Origin of the sequence: Microbispora rosea, assembly GCF_044460045.1 — a bacterium.
Taxonomy (GTDB): Bacteria; Actinomycetota; Actinomycetes; order Streptosporangiales; family Streptosporangiaceae; genus Microbispora; species Microbispora rosea.
Genome location: NZ_JBITJO010000014.1, coordinates 146,899 through 172,018, shown reverse-complemented (window position 1 = coordinate 172,018; position 25,120 = coordinate 146,899). Strand labels below are relative to the sequence as shown.

24 protein-coding genes and 1 riboswitch are annotated in these 25,120 nt (G+C 70.2%); of the genes, 11 read left to right on the top strand and 13 right to left on the bottom strand.

The genetic code is table 11. The features are described 5' to 3' along the window. Positions 1-270: 270 nt before the first annotated feature. A complete protein-coding gene (locus tag ACIBK1_RS37230) occupies positions 271-2,319 on the top strand; it encodes a S9 family peptidase (protein WP_396740375.1) in 2,049 nt (682 codons plus the stop codon). Then, positions 2,316-3,341, top strand: a complete 1,026-nt coding sequence (mgrA, locus tag ACIBK1_RS37225; RefSeq protein WP_076438771.1) for an L-glyceraldehyde 3-phosphate reductase — start codon at positions 2,316-2,318, stop codon at positions 3,339-3,341. Before ACIBK1_RS37230 ends, mgrA begins: the two co-directional genes overlap by 4 nt. Positions 3,342-3,496: 155 nt before the next feature. On the opposite strand, the gene ACIBK1_RS37220 is transcribed toward mgrA, so the two are convergent. Then, on the bottom strand, positions 3,497-5,902 hold the full coding sequence (locus ACIBK1_RS37220) for a lysylphosphatidylglycerol synthase transmembrane domain-containing protein (protein ID WP_231513935.1): 2,406 nt from the start codon (positions 5,900-5,902) through the stop codon (positions 3,497-3,499). Between the two features lie 49 nt (positions 5,903-5,951). On the opposite strand from ACIBK1_RS37220, the gene ACIBK1_RS37215 reads away from it, so the two are divergent. Next, positions 5,952-6,389, top strand: a complete 438-nt coding sequence (locus ACIBK1_RS37215) for an RpiB/LacA/LacB family sugar-phosphate isomerase (RefSeq protein ID WP_030508836.1) — start codon at positions 5,952-5,954, stop codon at positions 6,387-6,389. Between the two features lie 35 nt (positions 6,390-6,424). Then, complete coding sequence (locus ACIBK1_RS37210; RefSeq protein WP_396740373.1) at positions 6,425-8,476, top strand: molybdopterin-dependent oxidoreductase; 2,052 nt, start codon at positions 6,425-6,427, stop codon at positions 8,474-8,476. On the opposite strand, the gene ACIBK1_RS37205 is transcribed toward ACIBK1_RS37210, so the two are convergent. Then, positions 8,444-8,893, bottom strand: coding sequence for a GNAT family N-acetyltransferase (locus ACIBK1_RS37205; RefSeq protein ID WP_387076286.1), 450 nt, complete (start codon positions 8,891-8,893; stop codon positions 8,444-8,446). The genes ACIBK1_RS37210 and ACIBK1_RS37205 overlap by 33 nt on opposite strands. Before the next feature lie 86 nt (positions 8,894-8,979). Here ACIBK1_RS37205 and ACIBK1_RS37200 point away from each other — a divergent pair, with 86 nt between their 5' ends. Beyond that, positions 8,980-9,429, top strand: a complete 450-nt coding sequence (locus ACIBK1_RS37200) for a hypothetical protein (protein WP_030508833.1) — start codon at positions 8,980-8,982, stop codon at positions 9,427-9,429. 3 nt (positions 9,430-9,432) lie between these two features. Here the strand turns inward: ACIBK1_RS37200 and ACIBK1_RS37195 are convergent, their stop codons facing one another. Together ACIBK1_RS37195 and ACIBK1_RS37190 are read right to left on the bottom strand one after the other, a co-directional pair. Further along, the gene (locus ACIBK1_RS37195) at positions 9,433-9,810 is read right to left on the bottom strand and encodes a VOC family protein (protein WP_396740371.1); all 378 of its coding nucleotides are present in this window, start codon (positions 9,808-9,810) and stop codon (positions 9,433-9,435) included. Between the two features lie 41 nt (positions 9,811-9,851). Beyond that, positions 9,852-10,097, bottom strand: a complete 246-nt coding sequence (locus ACIBK1_RS37190) for a CBU_0592 family membrane protein (RefSeq protein ID WP_030508831.1) — start codon at positions 10,095-10,097, stop codon at positions 9,852-9,854. A 5-nt stretch (positions 10,098-10,102) separates the two neighbouring features. Then, a riboswitch (guanidine-III (ykkC-III) riboswitch) is annotated at positions 10,103-10,174 on the bottom strand. Between the two features lie 147 nt (positions 10,175-10,321). Here ACIBK1_RS37190 and ACIBK1_RS37185 point away from each other — a divergent pair. Further along, positions 10,322-12,145: an acyl-CoA dehydrogenase gene (locus ACIBK1_RS37185; RefSeq protein ID WP_396740369.1), complete on the top strand. Its 1,824-nt coding sequence runs from the start codon at positions 10,322-10,324 to the stop codon at positions 12,143-12,145. Between the two features lie 60 nt (positions 12,146-12,205). Here the strand turns inward: ACIBK1_RS37185 and ACIBK1_RS37180 are convergent, their stop codons facing one another. Beyond that, complete coding sequence (locus ACIBK1_RS37180) at positions 12,206-13,711, bottom strand: sodium:solute symporter family protein (RefSeq protein WP_396740367.1); 1,506 nt, start codon at positions 13,709-13,711, stop codon at positions 12,206-12,208. 454 nt (positions 13,712-14,165) lie between these two features. Then, a complete protein-coding gene (locus ACIBK1_RS37175) occupies positions 14,166-15,329 on the bottom strand; it encodes an MFS transporter (RefSeq protein ID WP_030508828.1) in 1,164 nt (387 codons plus the stop codon). A 133-nt stretch (positions 15,330-15,462) separates the two neighbouring features. On the opposite strand from ACIBK1_RS37175, the gene ACIBK1_RS37170 reads away from it, so the two are divergent. Then, positions 15,463-15,921: a MarR family winged helix-turn-helix transcriptional regulator gene (locus tag ACIBK1_RS37170; RefSeq protein WP_076438759.1), complete on the top strand. Its 459-nt coding sequence runs from the start codon at positions 15,463-15,465 to the stop codon at positions 15,919-15,921. Positions 15,922-15,967: 46 nt separating this feature from the next. On the opposite strand, the gene ACIBK1_RS37165 is transcribed toward ACIBK1_RS37170, so the two are convergent. After that, positions 15,968-16,261 carry a Dabb family protein gene (locus tag ACIBK1_RS37165; RefSeq protein ID WP_396740364.1) on the bottom strand — a complete coding sequence of 98 codons (294 nt, stop codon included), beginning with the start codon at positions 16,259-16,261 and terminating at the stop codon, positions 15,968-15,970. Positions 16,262-16,411: 150 nt separating this feature from the next. Next, positions 16,412-17,143 carry a GbsR/MarR family transcriptional regulator gene (locus ACIBK1_RS37160; RefSeq protein WP_030508825.1) on the bottom strand — a complete coding sequence of 244 codons (732 nt, stop codon included), beginning with the start codon at positions 17,141-17,143 and terminating at the stop codon, positions 16,412-16,414. A 310-nt stretch (positions 17,144-17,453) separates the two neighbouring features. On the opposite strand from ACIBK1_RS37160, the gene ACIBK1_RS37155 reads away from it, so the two are divergent. Then, positions 17,454-18,683 (top strand): serine hydrolase, encoded by a 1,230-nt coding sequence (locus ACIBK1_RS37155; RefSeq protein WP_396740362.1) that lies wholly within the window; start codon positions 17,454-17,456, stop codon positions 18,681-18,683. 136 nt (positions 18,684-18,819) lie between these two features. Beyond that, the gene (locus tag ACIBK1_RS37150) at positions 18,820-19,227 is read left to right on the top strand and encodes a hypothetical protein (RefSeq protein ID WP_357025037.1); all 408 of its coding nucleotides are present in this window, start codon (positions 18,820-18,822) and stop codon (positions 19,225-19,227) included. A gap of 94 nt (positions 19,228-19,321) precedes the next feature. Here ACIBK1_RS37150 and ACIBK1_RS37145 read toward each other — a convergent pair whose 3' ends face one another. From ACIBK1_RS37145 to pdhA, 5 genes are all read right to left on the bottom strand, one after another. After that, complete coding sequence (locus ACIBK1_RS37145; protein WP_396740360.1) at positions 19,322-20,041, bottom strand: hypothetical protein; 720 nt, start codon at positions 20,039-20,041, stop codon at positions 19,322-19,324. Then, the gene (locus tag ACIBK1_RS37140) at positions 20,038-20,283 is read right to left on the bottom strand and encodes a hypothetical protein (protein WP_396740358.1); all 246 of its coding nucleotides are present in this window, start codon (positions 20,281-20,283) and stop codon (positions 20,038-20,040) included. Before ACIBK1_RS37140 ends, ACIBK1_RS37145 begins: the two co-directional genes overlap by 4 nt. A 71-nt stretch (positions 20,284-20,354) precedes the next feature. Next, a complete protein-coding gene (locus tag ACIBK1_RS37135; protein WP_030508820.1) occupies positions 20,355-21,782 on the bottom strand; it encodes a dihydrolipoamide acetyltransferase family protein in 1,428 nt (475 codons plus the stop codon). A 15-nt stretch (positions 21,783-21,797) separates the two neighbouring features. Continuing rightward, on the bottom strand, positions 21,798-22,772 hold the full coding sequence (locus ACIBK1_RS37130) for an alpha-ketoacid dehydrogenase subunit beta (protein WP_030508819.1): 975 nt from the start codon (positions 22,770-22,772) through the stop codon (positions 21,798-21,800). Further along, on the bottom strand, positions 22,769-23,860 hold the full coding sequence (gene pdhA, locus ACIBK1_RS37125; protein WP_030508818.1) for a pyruvate dehydrogenase (acetyl-transferring) E1 component subunit alpha: 1,092 nt from the start codon (positions 23,858-23,860) through the stop codon (positions 22,769-22,771). The genes ACIBK1_RS37130 and pdhA overlap by 4 nt, the downstream gene beginning before the upstream one ends. 337 nt (positions 23,861-24,197) lie before the next feature. On the opposite strand from pdhA, the gene purS reads away from it, so the two are divergent. Next, positions 24,198-24,443 carry a phosphoribosylformylglycinamidine synthase subunit PurS gene (gene purS, locus ACIBK1_RS37120; protein WP_030508817.1) on the top strand — a complete coding sequence of 82 codons (246 nt, stop codon included), beginning with the start codon at positions 24,198-24,200 and terminating at the stop codon, positions 24,441-24,443. Positions 24,444-24,617: 174 nt separating this feature from the next. Next, positions 24,618-25,067 (top strand): ATP-binding protein, encoded by a 450-nt coding sequence (locus ACIBK1_RS37115; RefSeq protein ID WP_076438741.1) that lies wholly within the window; start codon positions 24,618-24,620, stop codon positions 25,065-25,067. The last annotated feature ends 53 nt before the right edge of the window (positions 25,068-25,120 follow it).

The following is a 25,120-nucleotide window of genomic DNA, read 5'->3' as shown; positions in this document are numbered from 1 at the left end:
CGCACACACAAGACAACCACCGAAGTGATCGAAGAGGAGTGCGCCGAACCGCGCCGACACCACAAGATTACCAGGGTCCGGCACCGCCATGACCCAACTTGCAGAGAACGCCTGGGGCCCCCGGATGTATTCCGGTTGTCTCACGGCCGGTAGGCGGGGACCGCGACGCGCCGGCCCCGGCCTCCTGTTCCCCGGCACGGGTTATCCACAGGCCACAGCGAGGAGACGTGGCGGGACCATGCCGAACATAGACTTTGGCGGGTGAGCGACATGCCGCCTGTAGCGAAGAAGGTTCCCCTGGAGCGCACGCATCACGGTGACACCGTGGTCGACGAGTATGCGTGGCTGCTCAAGAAGGACGATCCCGACACCATCGCGTACCTGGAGGCGGAGAACGCCTATACCCAGGAGATGACCGGCCACCTGCAGGACCTCCAGGAGAGCATCTTCAAGGAGATCAAGGGCAGGACGCTGGAGACCGACCTGTCGGTGCCCACGCGCAAGGGCGCCTGGTGGTACTACTCCCGGACCGAAGAGGGCAAGCAGTACGGCATCCAGTGCCGCGTGGCCGCCGACGGCGACAGCCCGCCCCAGCTGGAGGCTGGCGCGTCGCTTCCCGGCGAACAGGTGATTCTGGACGGCAACGAGCTCGCGGGCGACAGCCCCTTCTTCTCCATGGGCACGAGCGCGGTCAGCCCCGACGGCACGAAGCTCGCCTACTCGACCGACTTCTCCGGAGACGAGCGCTTCACTCTCCGCTTCAAGGATCTGGAGACGGGCGAACTGCTCCCGGACGAGATTCCGGGTGTCTTCTACGGCGGCGCCTGGTCGGCCGACGGGTCCACGTTCTTCTACACGACGGTGGACGAGGCGTGGCGGCCGTACCGGATCCACCGGCACACGCTCGGCTCGACGGATGACGCCGTCGTCTACCAGGAGGACGACGAGCGCTTCTGGGTGGGCATCGGCCTGACCCGCAGCCAGCGCTACCTGGTGCTTACCTCGGGCAGCAAGATCACCAGCGAGGTCCGGGTCCTCGACGCGGCCGCCCCCGGAGGCGAGTTCGCGGTGGTCCGCCCCCGGCAGACCGGCGTGGAGTACGGGCTGGAGCACGCGGCCGGCCGCTTCCTCATCCTGCACAACGACGGCGGCGCCGTGAACTTCGAGCTCGCCACTGCGCCCATCGACGATCCGGGGAGCTGGACTCCGCTGATCGAGCACAGGGACGACACACGGCTGCTCGATGTGGACGCGTTCAAGGACTTCGTCAGCGTCCACTTCCGGCGTGACGGTCTCACCGGCGTCCGGATCCTGCCGGGCGACGGCGGCGAGCCGTACGAGATCTCCTTTCCGGAGCCGCTGTACGACGTCGCGCCGACCGGCAACGCGGAGTTCGAGACAAGCCGGCTGCGCCTCAGCTACACGTCCATGGTCACTCCGCCGTCGGTGTACGACTACGACCTGCGCTCGCGCGAGCTGATCCTGCTCAAGCAGAGGGCGGTGCTCGGCGGCTACGACCCCGCCGACTACGAGCAGTTCCGCGAATGGGCCACCGCTCCTGACGGCACCAGGATCCCGATCTCGATCGTGGTCCGGAAGGACACGAGCCGGCCCGCCCCCACCCTGCTCTACGGCTACGGCAGCTACGAGTCGTCCATCGATCCCTACTTCTCGGTAGCCCGGCTCTCGCTGCTGGACCGAGGGTTCGTGTTCGCGATCGCCCACGTGCGCGGGGGCGGCGAGATGGGCCGCCGGTGGTACGAGGACGGCAAGCTCACCAGCAAGAAGAACACCTTCACCGACTTCGTGACGGCCGCTCGGCATCTGAAGGCCGAGGGATGGTCCGACAAGGTCATCGCCAGGGGCGGTTCGGCCGGTGGTCTGCTCGTGGGCGCGGTCGCCAACCTGGCGCCCGAGGAGTTCGCGGGGATCGTCGCCGAGGTCCCCTTCGTGGACGCGCTGAACACGATCCTCGACCCGTCGCTGCCGCTCACGGTGACCGAGTGGGACGAGTGGGGCGACCCGCTGCACGACCCCGAGGTCTACGCGTACATGAAGACCTACTCGCCCTACGAGAACGTCGACGGCCGGGCATACCCGCCGATCCTGGCGACCACCAGCCTCAACGACACGCGGGTGCTCTACCACGAGCCGGCCAAGTGGATCGCCCGGCTCCGTGCCACCGCGCAAGGCGGCCCGTTCCTGTTGAAAACCGAGATGGGCGCCGGCCACGGAGGCCGCAGCGGCCGTTACGACGCCTGGCGTGAGGAGGCGTTCGCGCTCTCCTGGATCCTCAACCGAGTTGGAGTGACCGAGTGAGCTATGTGGCTGCCGAGGGCCGGTATGGGCCCATGCCGTACAACCGGACCGGACGGAGCGGGCTGAGGCTGCCCGCGGTGTCGCTCGGGTTGTGGCACAACTTCGGCGACGACAAGCCGATCGAGACCCAGCGGGCCATCCTCCGCCGGGCCTTCGACCGCGGGGTCACCCACTTCGACCTCGCCAACAACTACGGTCCGCCGTACGGCTCCGCGGAGATCAACTTCGGGCACCTCTACCAGCAGGACTTCGCCAGGTATCGCGACGAGCTGGTGATCTCCACCAAGGCAGGGTACGACATGTGGCCCGGCCCGTACGGCAACTGGGGGTCGCGCAAGTATCTGCTCGCGAGCCTCGACCAGTCGCTGAAGCGGATGGGCCTCGACTACGTGGACATCTTCTACAGCCACCGCTTCGATCCGGAGACGCCCCTGGAGGAGACCATGGGGGCGCTGGCCCACGCGGTCCGCTCGGGCAAGGCGCTCTACGCGGGGATCTCGTCCTACTCTCCCGAGCGAACCCGGCAGGCCGCGGCGATCCTGCGGGACATGGGCACGCCGCTGCTCATCCACCAGCCCTCCTACTCCATGCTCAACCGGTGGATCGAGAACGGGCTGCTCGACGTGCTGGAGGAGGAGGGCGCCGGCTGCATCGCGTTCTCTCCGCTGGCACAGGGCATGCTGACCGGCCGCTACCTGAACGGCATCCCGAAGGACTCGCGGGCGGCCCAGGGCAAGTCGCTCGATCCGTCCCTGCTCACGGAGGAGAGCCTCCGCCATGTCCGGCGGCTCAACGAGATCGCCGGGCAGCGCGGGCAGTCGCTGGCACAGATGGCCCTGGCCTGGGCGCTTCGCGACCCGCGGGTGACGTCGGTACTGATCGGCGCGTCCAGCGTCGAGCAACTCGACGAGAGCCTCGACGCGATCAACCGGCTCGACTTCACCCAGGACGAGCTGGACGCGATCGACAAGGACGCCGTCGAGTGCGGGATCAACCTCTGGGCCGATTCCAGCGCGCACTGAGCGTCCACGAGCCGCGGGGGCACGGCGCGGCCGGCGCGTGCCCCCGGCTTGTGACGACCGGCTTCTGACCCCCGAATCGTCGGCCCCCGGCTCGTCGGCCCCCGGCTTTTGACCCCCGCGATCCGCCTGGCCCGGCAGCCGGGCGGCAGGACGGCTCAGAGGGCGTTCTGACGCTGGAGGTAGGCGAAGGAGGCCCAGCCGGGGAGGACGGGCAGCCAGAACGTCATCAGCCGGAACAGCAGCACGGCCGAGGTGGCGATGGGGCCCGGCACGCCGGCGACCTGCAGGCCGAGCGACAGGGCGTACTCCACCGCGCCGAGGCCGCCGGGCGTCGGAGCGGCCGAGCCGATGGCGTTGCCGGCCAGGAACACCACGGCGACCGCCGTGAAGCTGGCCTCACCGCCGAAGGCCTGCACGCACGCCTGGAGGCAGATCACGAAGCTGAGCGTGAGCAGCAGGGTCCCGCCCACCGCTTCGACCATCTTCTTGGGTGACTGCACGACGTCGAGCAGCCGCGGGATCACCCCGGAGAACATGGCACGCAGTCGGGTGGTCAGCAAGCGGCGCAGCGGCCCCACGGCCAGCACGATCAGGAAGAGCACCGCGACGCCGAGCAGCACGACGAGCAGGCCCCGTGACGGAGTGAGGGACGGCGCGGCCTGCGTCCCGGTGAGGTAGCCGAACAGCAGCAGCAGCATGATGTGCATGGCCAGGCCGATGAGCTGCGAAGCCCCCACACTGGTCACCGCCGCCGCCGGCGGGACGCCACGTTTCTGCAGGTAGCGGGTGTTGAGTGCGACGCCGCCGACCGCGGCGGGCGCGACCAGCTTCACGAACGACGCGGCGAGCTGGGCCAGGACCGTACGGCCGAGCGGCAGCGGCTCGGGCACGAACCCGCGCAGCAGGATCGCCGCCGCGACGTAGCTGAGGGCGCCGGCGACCAGCGCGACACCGCTCCACGCCCAGTTGGCCGTGGTGAGCACGGTGATCAGGTTGACCCGGCTGAGCTGGGTGAGCAGTAAATAGGCGCCGAGCGCGCTGACGATGATCGTCACCAGCGTCCGGGGGCGGAACCGCTCGAGCCGCACCTCCTCGACCTCGACCTGCGGCTTCAGCGCGACGATCTGCTCCCGGATCGCGGGCAGGAGCTTCCTGTCCCTGCGGGCGGCCGTCCGGGTGTCCCGGCTCAGCGCGATCCGCTGGAGCAGCGGCATCGCCCCGGCCAGCGTGTTCTCTCCCAGCACCTTCGCCGCCGCCCCGACGGAGCGCTCGGCTCCGACGCGGGTGCCGAGGTAGGCGAGGAGCTGGGCGATGTCGAGCCGCAGCAGCAGGTCGCCCGCCGCGATCTCGCCGCTGCGGGCGTCCACGAGGTAGACGTTCCGCTGGGTGTCGACGTGGATGCTCTCGCCGGTGAGGTGGCGGTGGGCCAGGCGGTGCGCGTGCAGCAGCCGGACCTGCTCCCACATCCGCTCCAGCAGCTCGTCGTCGAAGTCCTCGTCCTGCAGGTCGCTCACCGGCCGGGTGTCCACGTGCTCGTAGGCGAGCAGCGCGGCCTCGGTGCCGACCTCGCTCGTGCCGAGCAGGCGCGGCAGCCGTACCCCGGCGGCCTGCGCGGCGTACGCCATCAGCGCCTCGCGCTCCAGCTCGGCACGCAGCGAGCGGATGGCCCTGCGCCGGGTCTCGTTGTTGAGCAGGAAACGCCGCCACAGCCGGTAGAGGACGCCCGCCACCTGCCGGTCGCGGTCGAGCACGGTCACATCGATCCGCTGGTCGCCGACGAGGCCGACCAGGTAGCGGCGGCTGCCCGAGCTGTCGTCCTCCACCCGCCTGGCGCTGACCGGCGCGAAGCCGAGCCTGCGCAGCGCGGCCAGCACGGCGCTGCCGGGCGGCCTGGTGTTCGCGCTGCCGATGCCGTAGAGCGTGCCGAACCCGACGGCGAGGCCGACGACGTACGTCATGATCACGCCGAGGGCGGTGACCTTGGTGGCGGTGAAGAGCGCGAACACGTCCAGGGCGAGCGCGACCCACATGAGCGCGCGCCAGTGGGGACGCCGCCCCATCCGCACCGCCGTGGCGTACGCGATGGCGGGGGTGAGCACGGTGTTGAGCGGCTCGACCTCCCTGCCGCCGGTGAGCAGCTGCACCAGATCGGCCGGACCGGAGTGGATCAGCGACTCGCCGAGCACGTACGAGACCAGCAGAGCGAGGATCGCGGCGATCAGCCCCTGGGTGACGCGCATGCCGTCGCGGTGGAAGACCCGCTCGACGGCGAACGCCACCGGGACGATGAGCACGGCGACGCCGCCCAGCAGCCCGGCGGCGGCCGACAGCACCTCGGGGGCGCGGCCGGTGCCCGCCTGAACATCGGTCTCCAGGCCGTTCAGCGTGCGTTGCAGGGCCAGCGCCATCAGTATGACGGCGGCCAGGCCCAGCAGCGTGAGCAGGAACCGCAGTGCGTCGGAAGGACGGCGGATCCGCTGCGGCAGCAGAGGCTCGACGACGAGGACAGCTCCTTGGCCAGGAGTGTCCAGCGTTATGTCCTGCTCCTTGATGCCTCTCACCACCAGCGATTCTGTGCGATCTTCGCACTCGGTGTCCACAATTGACGGCATGCGTATATCCCTGGCCTCGGACAGCCTCGACGGAATCGCGTCGGTGCTTGCGGCCGAGGTGGAACAGCGCGGCCATTCAGTCACACTCTATGGAGCACTGGCCCCCGGCGACCGGGCCGATTGGGCGTGGTGCTGTTCCGCCGCGGCGAGGGACGTCGCGGAGGGCCGCGCGGACCAGGCCGTGGTCTGTTGCTGGACCGGCACCGGCGCTTCCATAGCGGCAAACAAGGTAGCGGGCGTGCGGGCGGCGCTGTGCACCGACGCCGCAACCGCCGCGGGCGCCCGCACGTGGAACGACGCCAACGTGCTCGCGCTCAGTCTCCGCCTCACCTCCCAGCAGGTTCTGGCGGAGATCCTGGACGCCTGGTTCTCGGGGTCGCCGAGCACCGAGCCCGAGGACGCGGCGAACATCTCCTACGTGGGGGAAATCCGGTAGAGACCGACCGTGGGCCGCACGCTAACGTCGATGCCATGAGCACGTCGCTACCCGTCCTCGGCGCCTGTCCGCTCGACTGCCCCGACACCTGCTCGTGGGTCGTCACCGTACGCGACGGCGAGGCCGTCGGGTTGCGCGGCAACCGCGACCACCCCTACACGCGCGGGGCCCTGTGCGTGAAGGTCAACCGCTACCTGGAGCAGGTGCGGTCGGCCGACCGCGTTCTCCACCCGTTGAAGAGGGTGGGGCCGAAGGGCTCCGGCCGGTTCGAACGGATCAGCCTGGACCAGGCGCTGTCGGAGATCGCCGCCAAGCTGACGTCGATCGTCGAGGAGCACGGCGGCGAGGCGATCTGGCCCTACCAGGGCACCGGGACGCTCGGCTACGTCCAGGGCGAGTCGGGTCAGGCCGGGCGGCGGTTCTGGAACGCCCTCGGCGCGTCCCGGCACGACCTCAACATCTGCGCGCGGGCCGGCAACGACGGGCTGCGGTACGTCAACGGGACTCCCGGCGGCATGGACCCGGAGACGTTCGCCCTGTCACGGCTCATCCTGCTGTGGGGCACCAACACGCTGACCAGCGGCCACCACCTGTGGAAGTTCATCCAGGACGCCCGCGCCGCCGGGGCGTACGTCGTCGCGATCGACCCCATCCGCACGCGTACGGCCGACCAGGCGGACGAGCACCTGCCGATCCGGCCGGGCACCGACGCCGCGCTCGCCCTCGGCCTGCTGCACGTCGTGCTGGAGGAGGGCACCGAGGACCGCGCGTACATCGAGGAGCACACGACCGGCTGGGACGAGTTCGAAGCCGAGATCCGCAGGCATCCGCCGGCGCTGGTGGCGGAGATCACCGGCCTGCCCGAGGAGCGGATCCGCGCCCTCGGCGTACGGCTCGCGCACACCCGCCCGACCGGCATCCGCGCCACGATGGGCATCCAGCGGCACGCGGGCGGCGGGGCCGCGATGCGGGTGATCGCCTGCATTCCCGGCGTCACCGGCGACTGGCGCCACCCGGGCGGCGGCGTGGCCTACTCCACCTCGGGATACGCGCCCACGGGCCCCGACCCGCGCGACGACCTGCTCCCCCACCCCGTGCGTACGCTCACGATGACCCGGCTGGCCGACGGGCTCGACGAGTCGGTCAAGTGCCTGTGGGTCTACGCGGCCAACCCGCTCGGTTCGACCTCCGACCAGAACCGGATCAGGGCGGCGCTGGAGCGGGAGGACCTGTTGACGGTGGTGATGGAGCAGTTCCCGACCGACACCGCCGACTACGCCGACTACGTGCTGCCCGCGACGATGCAGATCGAGCACCTGGACGTGCACCACGGCTACGGTCACATGTACATGGTGTGGAACGAGCCCGCCGTCGAGCCGCCGGGCGAGTGCCTGTCGACGACCGAGACGTTCCGCCGGCTGGCCCGCAAGATGGGCCTGACCGAGCCCTCCCTGTACGACAGCGACCTCGACCTGGCCGAGCAGACGCTCGCCCAGGTGGGGATCTCCGTGGAGGAGTGCCGCAAGCAGGGGTGGGCGCGTCTGCGGGTTGCCGATCCGTTCGTGCCGTTCGCGGAGGGCTTCCCGACGCCGAGCGGACGGCTGGAGTTCGTCTCCGCGAAGGCCGAGGCCGCCGGGCTGCCGCGCGTGGCGGGCTACGTCCCCTCGTTCACCGCCCGTACGGCTCCCGCCGACCGGCCGCACCCGCTCGTCATGATCACCCCGGCCGCGCACACGTTCCTGAACACGCAGTTCGCCAACAACCCGGAGCTGCGCAAGCGCTCGAAGGGCCCGCGGGTGATGGTCAACCCGGCCGACGCCGCGTCCCGGGGCCTCGTGGACGGGCAGGCCGCCCGGGTCTTCAACGGCAACGGCGAGTTCAGGGCGTACGTGGAGGTCAGCGACCGGGTGGCGCAGGGGGTGGTGGCGGCGCCGAAGGGCCACTGGCCGAAGCTGTCTGCGGGCGCCAACCCCAACGCGCTGGTGGACGAGCGGGACGCCGACATGGGCCGGGGCCCGGTCTACCACGACAACTTCGTCGACGTCGCCCCGCTCTCAAGCGAGGAGCAGTTTGAACCCCTCGTGTGACGCGGCGAAGCCGAGCGAGCCGTAGAAGCGGTGGGCCTCGATGCGGGCCTTGTCGGAGGTGAGCTGCACCAGCGCGCAGCCGCGCTCCCGGGCCCGCTCGACCGCCCACCGCATCATCTCCCGGCCGATCCCCCGGTTGCGGTGGGGCACGGCGACCCTGACCGCCTCGATCAGCGCGCGCTCGCCGCCACGCCGCGACAGTCCGGGGATGTAGGTGATCTGCATGGTCCCGACCACCTCGCCGTCCGACTCGACGACGATCAGCTCGTTGCGCGGGTCGGTGTCCACCGCCTCGAAGGCGGCGTAGTAGTCCGGCTCCCCCGAAGACGGGCGGGCGGCGGTGATCGGGTCCTCGTTGATCAGGTTGACGATGACGGGGACGTCCTCACGCCGGGCCGTACGGAATCGCAGATCCATGCCGGGGAGCCTAACCGGGGGGTGTCAGGGGCGGCTCAGGGACTTCCCCGATGCCGCTGAAACGCCCGAAAGGGCACGCTGTAGTCATGAACGAACTGACCCGCATGGACGAGATGTCCTTGGCCGGCGCGGCCCTGCGCGGCGCGCCCTGGCGAGCCGCGGCGACGTCCGGTGGGGCGGTCGCGGCCACGAGCTTCATCCTGGGCGTCATCCTGCCCGGCCCGGCCGACCTGACGTGGGCCCTGTGCGCGGGGATCACCGTGTTCGCCCTCGTCGCGGCGATCGGCGCGATCTCCAAGCCGGACACCGGCGACCGGGTGACCCGGCAGGCCCGTCTGTGGGCGCTGCGCCACCCCTGGCGCTTCTCGCTCTACCCGGGCCTCGGCGCGGCGGCCCTCATGTATCCCGTGCAGCTGGTGATCGACCGCGAGGGCCTCTTCGGCGCGGCCTTCGACGCGCTGTGGGGCGGCGCGCTCGTGCTGCTGATCACCGCCGTCCTCACGTTCTCGATGCGGGGCCGGGCCAAGGGCGCCTGACCCTCAGTCCTCTCGCTCCGCCGCGCTGCGGCAGACGCAGAACTCGTTGCCCTCGGGGTCGAGCAGAGTGACCCATCCGGCGCCGTCCGGCGTCCGATGGTCCTCGTACGGCTTGGCCCCGAGCGCGAGCAGCCGCTCCACCTCCTGATCCCGGGTGCCGTCTCCGGTGGGGGTCACGTCGAGGTGCAGGCGGTTCTTGACCGTCTTGCCGTCGGGCACCCGGATGAAAAGCAGGTGCGGAGCGCCCTCCGGACGGTCCAGCATGACCTCGTCGTCCTCCGGCTCGGAGTCGACGAGCGGCCAGCCCAGGGCCTCGCTCCACCACTGGGCCAGCTCGTACGGCCGGGCGCAGTCGATCGTCATCGTGTGGATCTCAATCATGCGCCCACCCAATCCCGACACCGGCAAAGGTGTCAAGCAAGTTACGTCGCCGCCCGTCGCGGTCGCAGCTCCCTGGCGAGGCCGACCGCGGACACCAGGGCCCAGACCCCCTCCAGCAGCAGGAATCCCCAGTCGTCGCCCGCGTACGCGAGCCACGCGAGCACCGCGGAGCCGACGAGATTGAGCACGAGGTAGATCTTCGAGCGGTTGTCGAGGACGTTCATCTGGGAGAGCAGGAACGCGCCGAGGATGAGAACGGCGCCGGCGATCTGCAGAACTTGGTCCATGTCCTTCCGCCCACCGTCTTCGCTGGGCCGGGTACGGCGGGCACCTCGTCCGGGGAGACCGCGGATCGCGGCCTTCTCACAACGGGACCATACCTGTTGTGCGTCACCAAACCGTGCGATCTATGGCGCAGACCATGGATACCACCGGTTACTCGCGGGTAGCATTCGTTTAGAGTTACCGACCAGTACGTTACCCCCGGGTTCGGTTCTAGGAGCGCACACAGATGGGTCACTACAAGAGCAACGTCCGCGACCTGGAGTTCAACCTCTTCGAGGTGTTCGGCCGCGGGGAGATCCTCGGCACCGGCCCGTTCGCCGAGGTCGACGAGGACACCGCGCGAAGCGTGCTGGACGAGGTCAACCGGCTGGCCACCGGCCCCCTCGCCGCCTCGTTCGAGGACGCCGACCGCCACCCGCCCGTCTTCGACCCCGCCACCCACAGCGTGACCATGCCGGAGAGCTTCAAGCGCTCCTACCAGGCGTGGGTGGACTCCGAGTGGTGGCGCCTGGAGCTGCAGCCGGAGCTCGGCGGCACGCCCGCCCCGCGCAGCCTGGTGTGGGCCATGGCCGAGATGGTGCTCGGCGCCAACCCCGCCGTGTGGATGTTCGCCTGCGGCCCGGCCTTCGCCCGCCTGCTTTTCGAGCTCGGCACCCCCGAGCAGAAGCGGTTCGCCGAACTGGCCGTCGAGCGGCACTGGGGCGCGACCATGGTGCTGACCGAGCCCGACGCCGGATCCGACGTGGGCGCGGGTCGTACGAAGGCGGTCCGGCAGCCCGACGGCACCTGGCACATCGAGGGCGTCAAGCGCTTCATCACCAGCGCCGAGCACGACATGGCCGAGAACATCTTCCACCTCGTGCTGGCCCGGCCCGAGGGCGCCAAGCCCGGCACCAAGGGGCTGTCGATGTTCCTCGTGCCGAAGTATCTGGTGGACCTGGAGACCGGCGAGCTGGGCGAGCGCAACGGCGTCTACGTCACCAACGTCGAGAAGAAGATGGGTCTGAAGGTCTCCACGACCTGCGAGCTCACGCTCGGCGAGAAGCACCCCGCCATCGGCTACCTGGTCGGCGACGCGCACGACGGCATCCGGCAGATGTTCATGGTGATCGAGAACGCCCGCATGATGGTGGGTGCCAAGGCCATCGCCACGCTGTCCACCGGTTACCTCAACGCGCTGGACTTCGCGAAGAACCGCGTCCAGGGCGCCGACCTCACGCGCTCGGGCGACAAGACCGCCCCGCGCGTCACGATCACCCACCACCCCGACGTACGCCGCGAGCTCATGCTGCAGAAGTCGTACGCCGAGGCCATGCGGGCACTGGTCATCTACACGGCGACGATCCAGGACCAGATCCAGATCGCCGAGTTCGAGGGCCGCCGCGACGAGGCCGCCGAGGCGCTCAACGACCTGCTGCTCCCGCTGGTCAAGGGCGTCGGCTCCGAGCGGTCGTACGAGCTGCTGGCCCGCTCGCTGCAGACGCTCGGCGGCTCGGGTTTCCTCCAGGACTACCCGATCGAGCAGTACATCCGCGACTCGAAGATCGACTCGCTGTACGAGGGCACGACCGCGATCCAGGGCCAGGACCTGTTCTTCCGCAAGGTGCTCAAGAACCAGGGCGCGGCGCTGGGTTCGCTGCTGGGCGAGATCAAGGCGTTCGCCGCCTCCCAGGCGGGCAACGGACGGCTGAAGGTCGAGCGCGGCCTGCTCGACGAGGCGGCCGACGAGGTGAAGGCGATGGCCGACACGATGGCCGGTTGGGCGATCGCCTCCATGGAGACGCCGCAGGAGGTCTACAAGGTCGGCCTCAACACCACCCGGTTCCTCATGGGGCTGGGCGACCTGGTGCTGGGCTGGCTGCTGCTGCGCCAGGCCGAGATCGCGCTGAACGCCCTGTCCGCCTCGGAGGAGGACAAGGCGTTCTACACGGGCAAGGTGGCCGCGGCCTCGTTCTTCGTGCAGACCGTGCTCCCCCGTCTGGCCGCCGAGCGCCGCGTGCTCGCCGCCACCGGCCAGGACCTCATGGAATTGCCCGAAGACTCCTTCTAACCCCGGTCGTGCGGACGGTATCGCCCGAGGTCGAAGGCTTATGTGCGACAAACTACAAGATCACGCGGGGAGGGGGTGGGGGGTGGTGTGGTCGTCGGTGTTGACGGTCTGGAGGAGTTCCTCGCGCTCGGGGGTGTTCTCGGGGCGGATGAAGCCGATGATCGTGAAAAGCACCAGCGAGGTGGCCACGGGCGCGGCCGTCGCCACGGCGGTCGAGACGCCGCTCATGCCGTAGTTGGTGAGCCAGAAGACGAACAGGCCTGCCGCCCATGAGATCAGCGCGGCCGTCGGGCCGGACCTGCGGAACAGCGGCAGCATCCCGAGCAGCAGCGGGATCGAGATCGGGCCGATGAGCCCGGCCACCCACTTGATGACGACCGTGATGATGTCCTTCAGCACCGGGCTGTTGACCTGGGTGGCCACGGCCATCGACAGCGCGATGAAGGCCACTGTGGTGACCCGGGCCGCGACCAGGGCGGCCCTGGTGTCCCAGGCCCGCGCCGCCCGGGACAGCACAGGGAGCACGTCGCGGGTGAAGACCGAGGCGATCGCGTTGGCGTCGGAGGAGGCCATCGCCATCGTGTGCGAGAAGAAGCCGGCGATCACCAGTCCGAGCAGGCCGTGCGGGATGAGCTGCGTGGTCAGCAGCGCGTACGAGTCGCTCGCGTCCGGCTTGGTCGCGTGGACCAGCAGCGGCGCGGCCCACATCGGGAAGAACAGCAGCAGCGGCCAGACCGCCCACAGCGCGGCCGACAGCCGCGCGCCGCGGGCCGCCTGCGCCGCGGTCGGCGCGGCCATGTAACGCTGCGCCTGGTTCCACATGCCGCCGTTGTACTCGAACGTCTTGATGAACAGGAACGCGAGGAAGAACGTCATCGTGTAGGGGCCGTTGAGCGGATTCGCGTGATCGGGCGGCAGCCGGTCCCACATGTCCCCCACCGCGCCGATGCCGCCGAGCTTGGCGAGGACGGCGAAGAGCATCACGACGCCGGCGAGGAGCTGGATGACGAACTGCCCGAAGTCGGTGAGCGCGTCGGCCCACAGGCCGCCGACCGTGCAGTAGACGGCGGTGACGATGCCGGTGATCAGGATGCCCTGGTTGAGCGACAGGCCGGTGAACGTCGACAGCAGCGTGGCGATCGCGGCCCACTTCGCGCCGACGTCCACGATCTTCAGCAGGCCGCCCGACCAGGCGAGCGCCTGCTGGGTCGGCACGTTGTAGCGCTTGGCGAGGAACTCCAGCGGCGAGCTGACCCTGAGCTTCGACCGGATCCGGTTCAGCCTCGGGGCGAACAGCACCGAGCCGATCGCGATGCCGATCGCGATCGGGAAGGCCCAGGTGACGTACGAGGTGGCGCCGTAGAGGTAGGCGATCCCGGCGTACCCGGTGAACATGACGGCGCTGTAGCCGGACATGTGGTGCGAGATGCCGGCCAGCCACCAGGGCATCTTGCCCCCGGCGGTGAAGAAGTCACTGATGTTGCCGATACGCCGGTGCGAGTAGACGCCGATCGCCACCATGACGACGAAATAGGCGCCCAGAACGCACCAGTCCAATGGGTTCACGCGCGTCGTACCTCCGGGTGAACGGCGGCACCCGGACCGACAACCGCCTGGCCTCGTTACGATGCGCCCGCCCCCCGCCCGGCGTCAATGGCGGTGTCGCAGGTCACGGGCGTACGCGAGAGCGGGCCGGACTCGTGACGCAGGTCACAGGGCGTTCATATTCCTGAACCAGCTTCGTGTATCTGAATCGTTATCAGGAACGGCCTTGATCTCGCACCGGGTGGAGGGTGAAAGTGTGCGGCGAAATGAGATTCCAGCAAGCGGCACAGAACGGACCCGTCACCGCCTGGCACCGGTGATCGTCCGGCAGCGGACGTGCGCGATTGGAGAGGAGGACAAGGGGCGCCGCCCGCCCCTCGCACGAGCACGCCCGCCCCTCGCAAGAGCACGCCCCACCCCTCCCTGAACACGCCCACCCCTCGCATGAGCACGCCCGGGCGCACGGGAGAGCGGGTCAGACGGCCGCGACCACGGCGGAGCGCCGTTCGAGCGCGGCCGAGAGGACGGCGAGCACGAGCGCGGAGGCGGCGAGGAGGGCGCCCACCCAGTTGGGCGCGGTGTAGCCCAGGCCCGCCGCGATGACGAGGCCGCCGAGCCAGGAGCTCAGGGCGTTGCCGAGGTTGAAGGCGCCGATGTTGACCGCCGAGGCCAGCGTCGGCGCGCCGTGGGCGAGATCGAGCACGCGCTTCTGCAGCGGCGGCACGGTGGCGAAGCCGAGCGCCCCCACCAGGGCGACGGTCACCGGAGCGAGGATCTTGCTGTGCGCGGTCAGGGTGAAGGCGGCGAGGACGACCGCGAGGGCGCCCAGCGAGACGTACAGCATCGGCATCAGCGCGCGGTCGGCGAACTTTCCCCCGACGAGGTTGCCGGCCACCATGCCGAGACCGAAGAGGACCAGCAGCCAGGTCACCGCGCCTTCGGGGTAGCCCGCGACCCGGACCATCATCGGCGCGATGTACGTGATGGCCGCGAAGACGCCGCCGAACCCGAGCACGGTCATGCCCATCGCGAGCAACACCTGGACGTCGCGGAGTGCGGCCACTTCATGGCGCAGGCGTACGCCCTCGGGCCGCGGCATCTCGGGCACGAGCACGGCGATGCCGATCAGGCCGACGACGCCGAGCCCGGCGACGATGGCGAAGGTCGTCCGCCATCCGGCGACCTGGCCGACCAGGGTGCCCAGGGGGACGCCGACGACGTTGGCCACGGTCAGACCGGTGAACATCAGAGCGATCGCACCGGCCCTCCGGTGCGGGGCGACCAGTTCCGCCGCGACCACGGAGCCGATGCCGAAGAACGCGCCGTGCGCGAGCGAGGCGATCACCCGGCCGGCCAGCATCGCCCCGAAGCCCGGCGCGAGGGCCGAGAGCAGGTTGCCCGCGACGAACAGCGCCATCAGCAGCATCAGCACGCGCTTGCGGGACATGGCCGTCCCCAGCACAGTCATCGGCGGGGCACCGACGACCACGCCCAGGGCGTAGCCGGTGACGAGCAGGCCGACGGTCGGAATGGAGACGCCGAGGTCGGACGCCACCTGCGGGAGCAACCCAGTGATCACGAACTCGGTGGTCCCGATCCCGAAGGCCCCGATGGCGAGGGCTACGAGTGCGAGCGGCATGAACGTCCCCCAACGATTGCACGAGCAAGTAACACGCGCCGACAATAGTTGCAGACGCTCGATACTTGCAAGCGCGGGCTATTGCAGGGGTGCAGTATCCTCGACTGAGTCGCACGCGAACGGAGGAGAGTCGATGACGGCCACGGACCCCGCCCTCACCGCTCTCGCGCAGGGCTGGTGCGCCCTCTCCCTGTTGCACGAGAAGATCGAGGCGCACATCGAGCGCGCCCTGCAGAGCGAGCACGGCCTGAGCGTGCGGGAGTACTCCTTGCTGGAGACGCTCAGCCGGCAGCACGACGGCCCCGGCGGCCACCTGCAGATGAAGCAGGTCGCCGACGCCGTGGTGCTCAGCCAGAGCGCGACGACGCGCCTGGTGACCCGGCTCGAAGAGCGGGGACTGCTCACCCGCTACCTGTGCCCCACCGACCGCCGCGGGATCTACACCGACGTCAGCCCCGCGGGCCTGGCGCTGCTCGCCGAGGCCCGGCCCACGAACGACGCCGCCCTGCGGGAAGCTCTCGACCAGGCGGCCCGGAACCCCCGGCTCGCCCCTCTGGTCGAAGCGGTCGAATCACTGCACGTGCAGGGCTGAGCCCCGACGCCCGCCGAAGGCGAGCCGGAGGCACGCCTTCGTGACCCTAGAGAACGTACTGCACGGCCGCGCGGGCGGCGAGGATCGGCGCGATGCACTCGTCGACCACCGCCAGGTGGACCGGGTGGTCACGGTAGACGACGTAGTCCTCGGGGGAGTCGAAGTCGGCGACCACGGCGAAGGAGTAGTTGCCCTCGTTGACGCCCGCGTCGTGACCGATCCGGTAGGAGCGCACCTCGGGGATGGCATCCGGCAGCCCGCTCAGCCGCCTTGCCACCTCGGCCCGCTGCTCCTCGGTGGCGTTCTCGGTCCACTGCAGCAGCACGACGTGGCGGAACATGCACTCCCCCTGGGATGAGACGCACGCGGCCGGACGGCCGCCTTCACGGCGCTCATCCTCTCATCATCGATGACGGAGGCGTAGGCGCGGTGGGTGTTCGGGGTGGCCGGCCGGGCGATCGGCCCGACCGGCCATCAGCCGGAGCCCGCGTCAATCGCCGGGCGGGGGGACCGATCGACGAGCGCTCCGGCCCTGCCACTGCTCCACGACCTGCCGGAACGCCGCGCTCACAAGAGACAGAAGTTCGGCGGAGGACTCGAAGCGGGCGCCCGCCGGGGTCGCCGCTCCGAGGACCTCGGCTCCGCGCTGCGATGCGGCCACCAGGGCGTCGTTCATCTGCATGGACGCGAGCATGGACCGGATCCAGATCTCGTCGTCGATGACATAGCGTTCGCGCCGCGCACCGGGGACCCGTTCCCGCCTGAGCATGCCCTGCTGTTCGAGGAAGGTGATGGCGTGCGAGATCGAGGCAGGGCTGACGTGGAGCCGCTGGACCAGGTCGGCGGCGGTGAGAGCCCCGGAGTCCGTGACGTACAGGCAGACCAGCACCCTGGCCTCCATCCGGGGCAGCCCCTGCTGCACGAGGATGGCGATGAAGGACTCGGTGAAGTCCTGCACCGCCTGGGGGTCACGCCCATGGCCGCCGTCGGACACCGGCGGCGCCGGAGGCCGAGCCTGCTTGTGCCGCCGCGCCCGGTGCCGGGTGGCCTCGTGCGCCCGGTCGGCTCCGTAGTCGTCGGGTCCGCCGTTGCGGGTGACCTCCCGCATGATCGTCGAGGCGGGCCGTCCCAGGCGCCGGCCGATCTCGGCGTATCCGAGCCCCTCGGCCAGCCCCTCAGCGATCTGCTGACGGTCCTCGTTGGTGAGTCTGCCTCCGGGCATCGGCGCTCGTCCCCTGTCTCCCGACACGCGTGGAGCTCGGCGCTCGCACGCTGCACAGTATGCATTCACTCGCAGTCCATTGCAATGCGCATCTGATCATCCATTGCATTCAGCTTCATATTCATTGCAAAGAGCCTCCCACATTCCTCCGTCTACAAGGGATAAAAGGCCATCTTTGCTTGTTGACCGTTTGGTGAATGCAATGTAGTGTCGCAGACGTTCAGAGATTCCCGAACACACGTGAGTGCCGATGGCACCGCGGAGGGAGTCCCGGCGAAAGCCGATCGATCACTGTGTGAGGAGATTGACGATGAGAACCGGAGACAGCGACTTCTCCGCGACCGGGCTGCGCAGGGTGCGCGAGGTGCTGACGCGATATGTCGACTCGGGGCGGATTCCCGGGCTTGTCGCCCTGGTCAGCCGGAGCGGCCGGACACATGTGGAAGCGATCGGGACGATGCGTCATGACGGCGGCGCGCCGATGCGCCGGGACACGATCTTCCGGATGGCCTCGACGTCCAAGCCGGTCTCGGTGGCGGCGGCGATGGTCCTGCTGGACGAGTGCAGGCTGCGACTGGACGACCTGGTGGACCCGTGGCTGCCGGAACTGGCCGGCCGCCGGGTGTTGAAGCGGATCGACGGTCCGCTGGACGACACCGTGCCGGCGCGGCGGCCGATCACCGTGCGGGACGTGCTGACCTCCACCTTCGGACTCGGCATGGACATGACCTCGCTGGGCACCCCGATCATGAACGCGGTCTTCGAGCAGGGGCTCACGCCCAACCTGCCGGTGCCGATGCCCGAGCAGGACGAGTGGATGCGCCGCCTCGGCGAGCTCCCGCTGATGTACCAGCCCGGAGAGCGCTGGCAGTACCACATCAGCAGCGACCTGCTCGGCGTGCTGGTGTCCAGGGTCACCGGCCAGTCGTTCGAGGAGTTCCTGCGCGAGCGCATCTTCGATCCGCTGGGGATGACCGACACCGGTTTCCACGTGCCCGCCGACAAGATCGACCGGCTGCCGACCCTCTACGCCCCCGACCCGCAGACCGGCGAGTTCCTCGTGTGGGACGAGGCCAAGGGCGGACGGTGGAGCGAGCCTCCGGCGTTCCAGGGCGGGGGCGGCGGGCTGGTCTCCACCGTCGACGACTACCACGCCTACTTCCGCATGCTGCTCAACGGCGGGACGCACCAGGGGAAGCGCATCTTGTCCCGGCCCGCCGTCGAACTGATGACCACCAACCGCCTCACGCCCGAGCAGAACGCCGCCCGCACCGCCATGGCCGTCGACAACGTCCACATCTCGCACGGCCAAGGACAGCACGGCGGCTGGGGCTTCGGGATGGCGGTGCGCACCTACCGCGGCGACTACGCCCCCGTCGGCCAGTTCGGCTGGGACGGCGGAAGCGGCGCCGCGGCCTACGCCGACCCGGCCAACCAGCTCACCGGACTCCTGCTCACCCAGGTCGGCGCGTCCACCCCCGACTCGATGCAGCTCATCCACGACTTCTGGACCACGCTCTACCAGGCGATCGACGACTGACACCGGGCCCGCGTCGCGGCAGACCCGCCCTCAGCCCAGCCCCCTCAGCCCCCTCGGCCCCGCCCCGAGCCCTTTCCCGGGCACCGGCGGGACCCCTTCCCCCATCCATGCATCAGATGTAAAGGACCACACGACCATGTCCGTCACCCTCACCGACCAGGACAAGATCACCCTGCGGACCGCCGCCTACGGCGCCGTCTCGCTGCTGGCCGCCGCCGGCGCCACCGGCTCGCCCCACAAGGTCGCCACCCAGGGCTCCATCGCCCTCGCCTCCGCGACCGGCCTCGTCGGGCACGTGCTCGCCGACAAGTCGACGGGCATGGACCTGAGCGGCAAGTCCGTCGCCGAACTCGCCGACCGTGTGCTGCCGGCCCTGACGGCATCCGTGCACCTGCTCAAGCGGCAGGCGCCGGCCGAGGCCGACAACTTCCGCAGCACCGTCCTCGTCGCCGTCGAAGCGGCCGCCCGGGCCCAGAAGGGCGAGCCCGGCCCCACCATGGCCGACATGGCCCGCAAGATCACCGAAGCTCTCGACGCCGCCTGACGGGAGGGCCCCGGGTCCTCCCCGGACCCGGGACGCGGCGACGGCCGGCCCGCCGATGCCCGGCGCCTGGCCGTCGCCCGCCTCCGTCAGGTCCTCACAGCCAGTGCCACTCGATGGAGGCCCGCCTGCGCCGGTCGGCGAGCCACTCGCCGAAGGCGGTCTCCCCCGCCGCGGCCAGCGTCTCCGGGTCGTCCCGCCCCGCCCGGCGCTCCAGCACGATCCCGGTCAGGTAGCCGTCGCCGTACGTCACCGGGCCGACCAGCGTGTCGTGCGCGGCGCGGCGCAGGGGTGCGGGCAGGTCCCTGGCCCACCGCTCACCGACGGTCACCACGGCCTCCGCGCAGGCCACCAGGCCGCCCCCGCGCAGCGACTCCCCGTTCACCGGCTGCGAGCCGATCACCCACAGCGCGCGTACGCGGTCGAAGTCGCCGCGGTGGGCCGCGAGGTGACCCGGCGCGAGCTCGGCCTCCTTGCGCCGCCGGAAGCGCCGCCGTCGCGCGATCCCGGCGATGAACGCCTCGAACTGCTCGCCCGACAGCGACATCTCCGCCAGCCAGGCCAGCGTGGAGGCGCGGTCACACAGGCCGTGGCCCGCACGGAACTCCTCGGTGGCGGCCCGGATGTCGGCGTCGCCGAGGGGCTCGCCGTCCTCCAGCGTCTCGTTCATCAGCAGGCACTGCTCGACGATCTCGTCGTGGACGTCGCGATCGCCGTACGGCCGCCTGGGCAGCAGCATGAGCGCCTCGGCGAGGCGCAGGCGCACGCGGTCGACCGTGAGGACCGCGGCGAACGCCGTCACCGGCACGGCGGTCATGCCGCCGGCCAGGCGGCGACGGCTTCTCTGACCGGCGGCCCGGCGCGCTTCTCCACCGGCGCCGGCGCGCCGTCCGGATCGATCTCCAGGGGCAGGTGCTCGCCTCCGGAGGCCGCGGTCACCCGTGACCTGGCGGCGGACTCACCACTGCCGCACCAGGTCACGGGCACGCACCGGTGCTCGATCTCCGGGAGGACACGGCGCACGGTGGTGTCCTCCCGGTCGCTCAGTATGAGGATCACAGGCGAACGGTAGGAATCCGAGCTTGCGCCTCACTGGTTCGGATCTTGCATCCGACTTGAGCGGTCCCCGCTCAGCTCCAGGCCAGCATGCGGAGGGGGTCCTCCAGCATGGCGCCGACGTCACGCAGGACGTACGAACCGAGCTCGCCGTCGACCACGCGGTGGTCGAACGACAGCGCCAGCGTGGTGACCTTGCGGACCGCCAGCTGCCCGTCGACCACCCAGGGCATGTCCCTGATCTGGCCCACGGCGAGGATCGCCACCTCTCCCGGGTTGAGGATCGGCGTGCCGGCGTCGACGCCGAAGACGCCGACGTTCGTGATCGTGATCGTGCCGCCGCTCAGCTCGGCGGGCTGGCACTTGCCGGCCCGCGCCCGCTCGGTGAGCTCGCCCAGGGCCCGGGCGAGCTCGGGCAGCGACATCGCGTCGGCGTCCTTGACGTTCGGCACGATCAGCCCGCGATCGGTGGCGGCGGCGATGCCGAGGTTCACGTAGTGCTTGACCACGATCTCCTCACCGGTCCACGTGGCGTTGGCCATCGGGTGCCGCTTCACCGCGGTGATCAGGGCCTTCGCCACGAGGAGCAGCGGCGAGACCTTGACCTCGGCGAACTCGGGCAGCGTACGCAGCCGCCGGACCGCCTCCATCGTCTCGGTGACGTCGACCTGCAGCCACTCGGTCACGTGCGGGGCCGAGAAGGCGCTGGCCACCATCGCCTGCGCGGTCGCCTTCCTGACCCCCCTGACCGGGATGTGCTCCTCCCGCACCCCGGCCTCCCACCGCGAGGCGGCGGCAACGGGGGCGGGCGCCGCCAGGGCGGCCTCCACGTCAGCCCGGGTGATCGACCCCTGGGGGCCGGTGCCCGTGAGGGTCGTCAGGTCGACGCCGAGGTCCTTGGCGAGCTTGCGGACCGGCGGCTTGGCCAGGACGCGCGCCCGTACGGGCGCCGCGGAGCCGTTGCCCTGCACCGGACCGGCGGCACCTCGCGCCGGAGCGGGGGGAACCGGCGCGACCGGCGGAGCGGACACGACCGGCGGAGCTGACACGACCGGCGGAGCGGCCGGAGCGGACGTGGCCGGAGCGGGAGCGGCGGGCTTGCGGGGGCGGCGGCGGGTGGCGCTCGTCTTGACGCCGTACCCGACCAGCACCGGCTGGCGCTCCTCCTTCGCCGGAGCGGCCTTCCGCACATCCGGCACCATGTCGTCCGCCAGCGCCTTGCGGCCCGCGTCCGCACCGTCACCGCCTGCGCCGTCACCGCCCTCGCCGTCCTGGACCGAGATGATCGGCGCGCCGACGTCAACGGTCTGGCCCTCGCTGACCATCAGGGCGGAGACCGTGCCCTCGTACGGACAGGGCAGCTCGACGACGGCCTTGGCCGTCTCGATCTCCACGATCGTCTGGTTGATCTTCACCGCGTCGCCCGGGGCGACGTGCCACTTGACGATCTCGGCCTCGGTCAGCCCCTCGCCCACGTCGGGGAGCCTGAACTCACGGAGCATCAGAAATCCCTCCCCTCAGTACGCGAACGAGCGGTCAACGGCGTCGAGCACGCGGTCGAGGTCGGGCAGATAGTGGTCCTCCAGCCGCGACGGCGGGTAGGGCGTGGAGAACCCGCCGACCCGCAGCACCGGCGCCTCCAGGCTGTAGAAGCAGCGCTCGGTGATGCGCGCCGCCAGCTCGGCCCCGAAGCCGGTGAAGACGGGGGCCTCGTGGGCGACGACGCACCGTCCGGTCCGCGTCACGGACTCGGTCAGGACGTCCACGTCGAGGGGGTTGAGCGAGCGCAGGTCGATGACCTCGATGCTTCGCCCGTCCTCCTCCGCCGCCGCGGCGGCCTCCAGGCAGGTCTTCACCATCGGCCCGTACGCGACCAGCGTGATGTCGCGGCCCTGCCGTACGGTGCGGGCGCGGTCGAGAGACAGGCCGGGGGCGGCGAGGTCGACGTCGGCCTTGTCCCAGTAACGGCGCTTGGGCTCGAAGAAGATGATCGGGTCGTCGCAGCGGACGGCGTCCTGGATCATCGTGTACGCGTCCGCCGGGTTCGAGCACGCGACCACCCGCAGCCCCGCGGTGTGGGTGAAGTACGCCTCGGGCGACTCCGAGTGGTGCTCGACCGCACCGATGCCGCCGCCGCAGGGGATGCGCACGACGACCGGCAGCTTCAGCGTGCCGAGCGACCGCAGCGGCATCTTGGCGAGCTGCGTGATGATCTGGTCGGCGGCCGGGAACACGAACCCGTCGAACTGGATCTCGCAGACCGGCCGGTAGCCGCGCAGGGCCAGGCCGATCGCCGTCCCGATGATGCCCGACTCGGCGAGCGGCGTGTCGATCACGCGGTCCTCGCCGAAGTCCTTCTGCAGGCCGTCGGTGACGCGGAAGACGCCGCCGAGCTTGCCGACGTCCTCTCCCATCACGAGCACCTTGGGGTCGTCCTCCATCGAACGGCGGAGGCCCTCGTTCAACGCCTTGGCGAGTGTCAGTGTGGTCATCGTTCGAACCCCGCCAGGTAGGTCAGGTACTGCTCGCGTTCCTCGTCGAGGAGTGGGTGGGCGCCGGCGTACACGTGATCAAAGATAGCCCCAGGTGGCGGGTCGGGCAGCGCGAGGCACCGGCTTCGCACGTCCTTGCCGAGCGCGTCGGCCTCGGCGTCGATCTTCTCGAAGAACTCCTGGTCGGCGAGCTGGTTCTTGAACAGGTACGCCTTGACCCGCTCGATGGGGTCCTTCAGCTTCCACGCCTCCAGCTCGTCTGCGAGGCGGTAGCGGGTGGGGTCGTCGGAGGTGGTGTGCGCCCCCATCCGGTAGGTGAAGGCCTCGATCATCGTCGGCCCCTGCCCCTCGCGGGCGTTCTGGAGCGCCCGGCGGGTCACGGCGAGGCAGGCGAACACGTCGTTGCCGTCGACCCGGACGCCGGGGAAGCCGAAGCCGGACGCCCTCTTGTAGAGCGGGATCTTCGACTGCTTCTCCAGCGGCTCGGAGATGGCCCACTGGTTGTTCTGGCAGAAGAACACGACGGGGGCGTTGAACACCGAGGCCCAGATGAAGGACTCGTTCACGTCGCCCTGGGAGGTCGCGCCGTCGCCGAAGTAGACGATCGTGGCCGCCTCGGCGCCGTCGCGCTGGATGCCCATGGCATAGCCGACCGCGTGCAGAGCCTGGGAGCCGATGACGATCGTGTAGAGGTGGAAGTTGTGCTCGGCCGGGTCCCACCCGCCGTTGCTCACGCCGCGGAAGAGGCCGAGCAGCTTGACCGGGTCGACGTCGCGGCACCAGGCCACGCCGTGCTCCCGGTAGGTGGGAAAGGCCATGTCGGCGTCCGTGAGCGCCCGGCCCGAGCCGATCTGCGCCGCCTCCTGACCGAGCAGGGACGCCCAGATGCCGAGCTCGCCCTGCCGCTGGAGCGCGACGGCCTCCAGATCGATGCGGCGGACGAGGACCAGGTCACGGTAGAGGGAGCGGACCTCCTCCGCGGTCAGCTCGATGTCGTAGTCGGGATGCTCGACCCGCTCCCCTTCGGGGGTGAGCAGTTGGACGAGCTCCGGGGGTGCGTCTACACCACGAGGGGCGTCGGCTGTCACGTGCCACTCCTGTGCGTGTCGGGCCCCCGCGGGTGGGGTCACCCCCGCAGGAAGGCCGGGTCGTCTGGCGTACGGTCGTTGGGGTGGACGACCGGGCGCATATGTGGACATCGTGGCAGAACTCACACCCCTGAGCGCAAGCCCCGGCCCGCCCGTCCACACTTCTCCGATTCCCGGACTGCGGAACGCCACACCCGCTCCGGACCGCCGGGCGACGTCAACGGGAGACGCGTCGGGGGCGAGCCGGCAGGGCGGCACTAGGCTTGACCCCAAACGGACCCCCGAACGGGCCGACCTTCCCGAATCGGCGGGCCCTCACTCGAATTGGAGGAACATCGTGGCGCGCGTCATCGTCGACGTCATGCTCAAGCCGGAGATCCTCGACCCGCAGGGCCAGGCGATCGCGCGGGCGCTGCCGCGACTCGGCTTCTCCGGCGTCTCCGAGGTGCGGCAGGGCAAGCGGTTCGAGGTGGAGCTGGACGGCCCGGCCGACGAGGCCGCGCTTTCGGATGTCCGGAAGATGGCCGAAACCCTGCTCGCGAACACCGTCATCGAGGACTTCTCGATCCGGGTCGAAGGGTGAAGTGACACATTTCACATACCTATTTCCGCGGCGTGTCCACCCCTAATCAGGCATCGGTCCGTCTCGAACCCACCTATCCAGTGCGTGCTGAATAACGGGGACGTGATTTTGCGGTTAGCCCTGATTCATCGGGGAAGCCTACCTTGGTGACCTTCGACGCCGGGGAGGGGTCCGGTGGACATTGAGTTCTCATTGGCGATGCCACGGGACGCGATCGGCATCCCGATGGTTCGCCGAGTGGTGGGAGACGCGCTGCGGTCTCTCGGGGTGACCGAGGAGTGCGTGTCCGACATACTCCTGGCCACGTCCGAGGCGTGCGCCAACGCGGTACGGCACGGTGGTCCCGCCAACCGCTACGAGGTCATGGCCACCATAGGCAACGGCCGCTGCGAGTTGCGCGTCGCCGACGGAGGCGAGGGGCTGCACATGATCCCCCGCCAGTACCCGCCGGCCGAGACCGAGAACGGCCGGGGCATCCTGATCATGCGTGCCGTCGTGGACGACCTCTCGTTCGACATCACGCCCGGGCGCGGCACGACCGTGCGCCTGTGCAAGGAACTCGACTGGGACGAAGACGCCATCGCCCACCACCTCACTCTCGACCGTCACCTCGCCGGGGTCTGAGGACCCCGGCTCCGCAGCACGCCGGGCCCGGGAAAGCCCGGCGTGACGCGTGA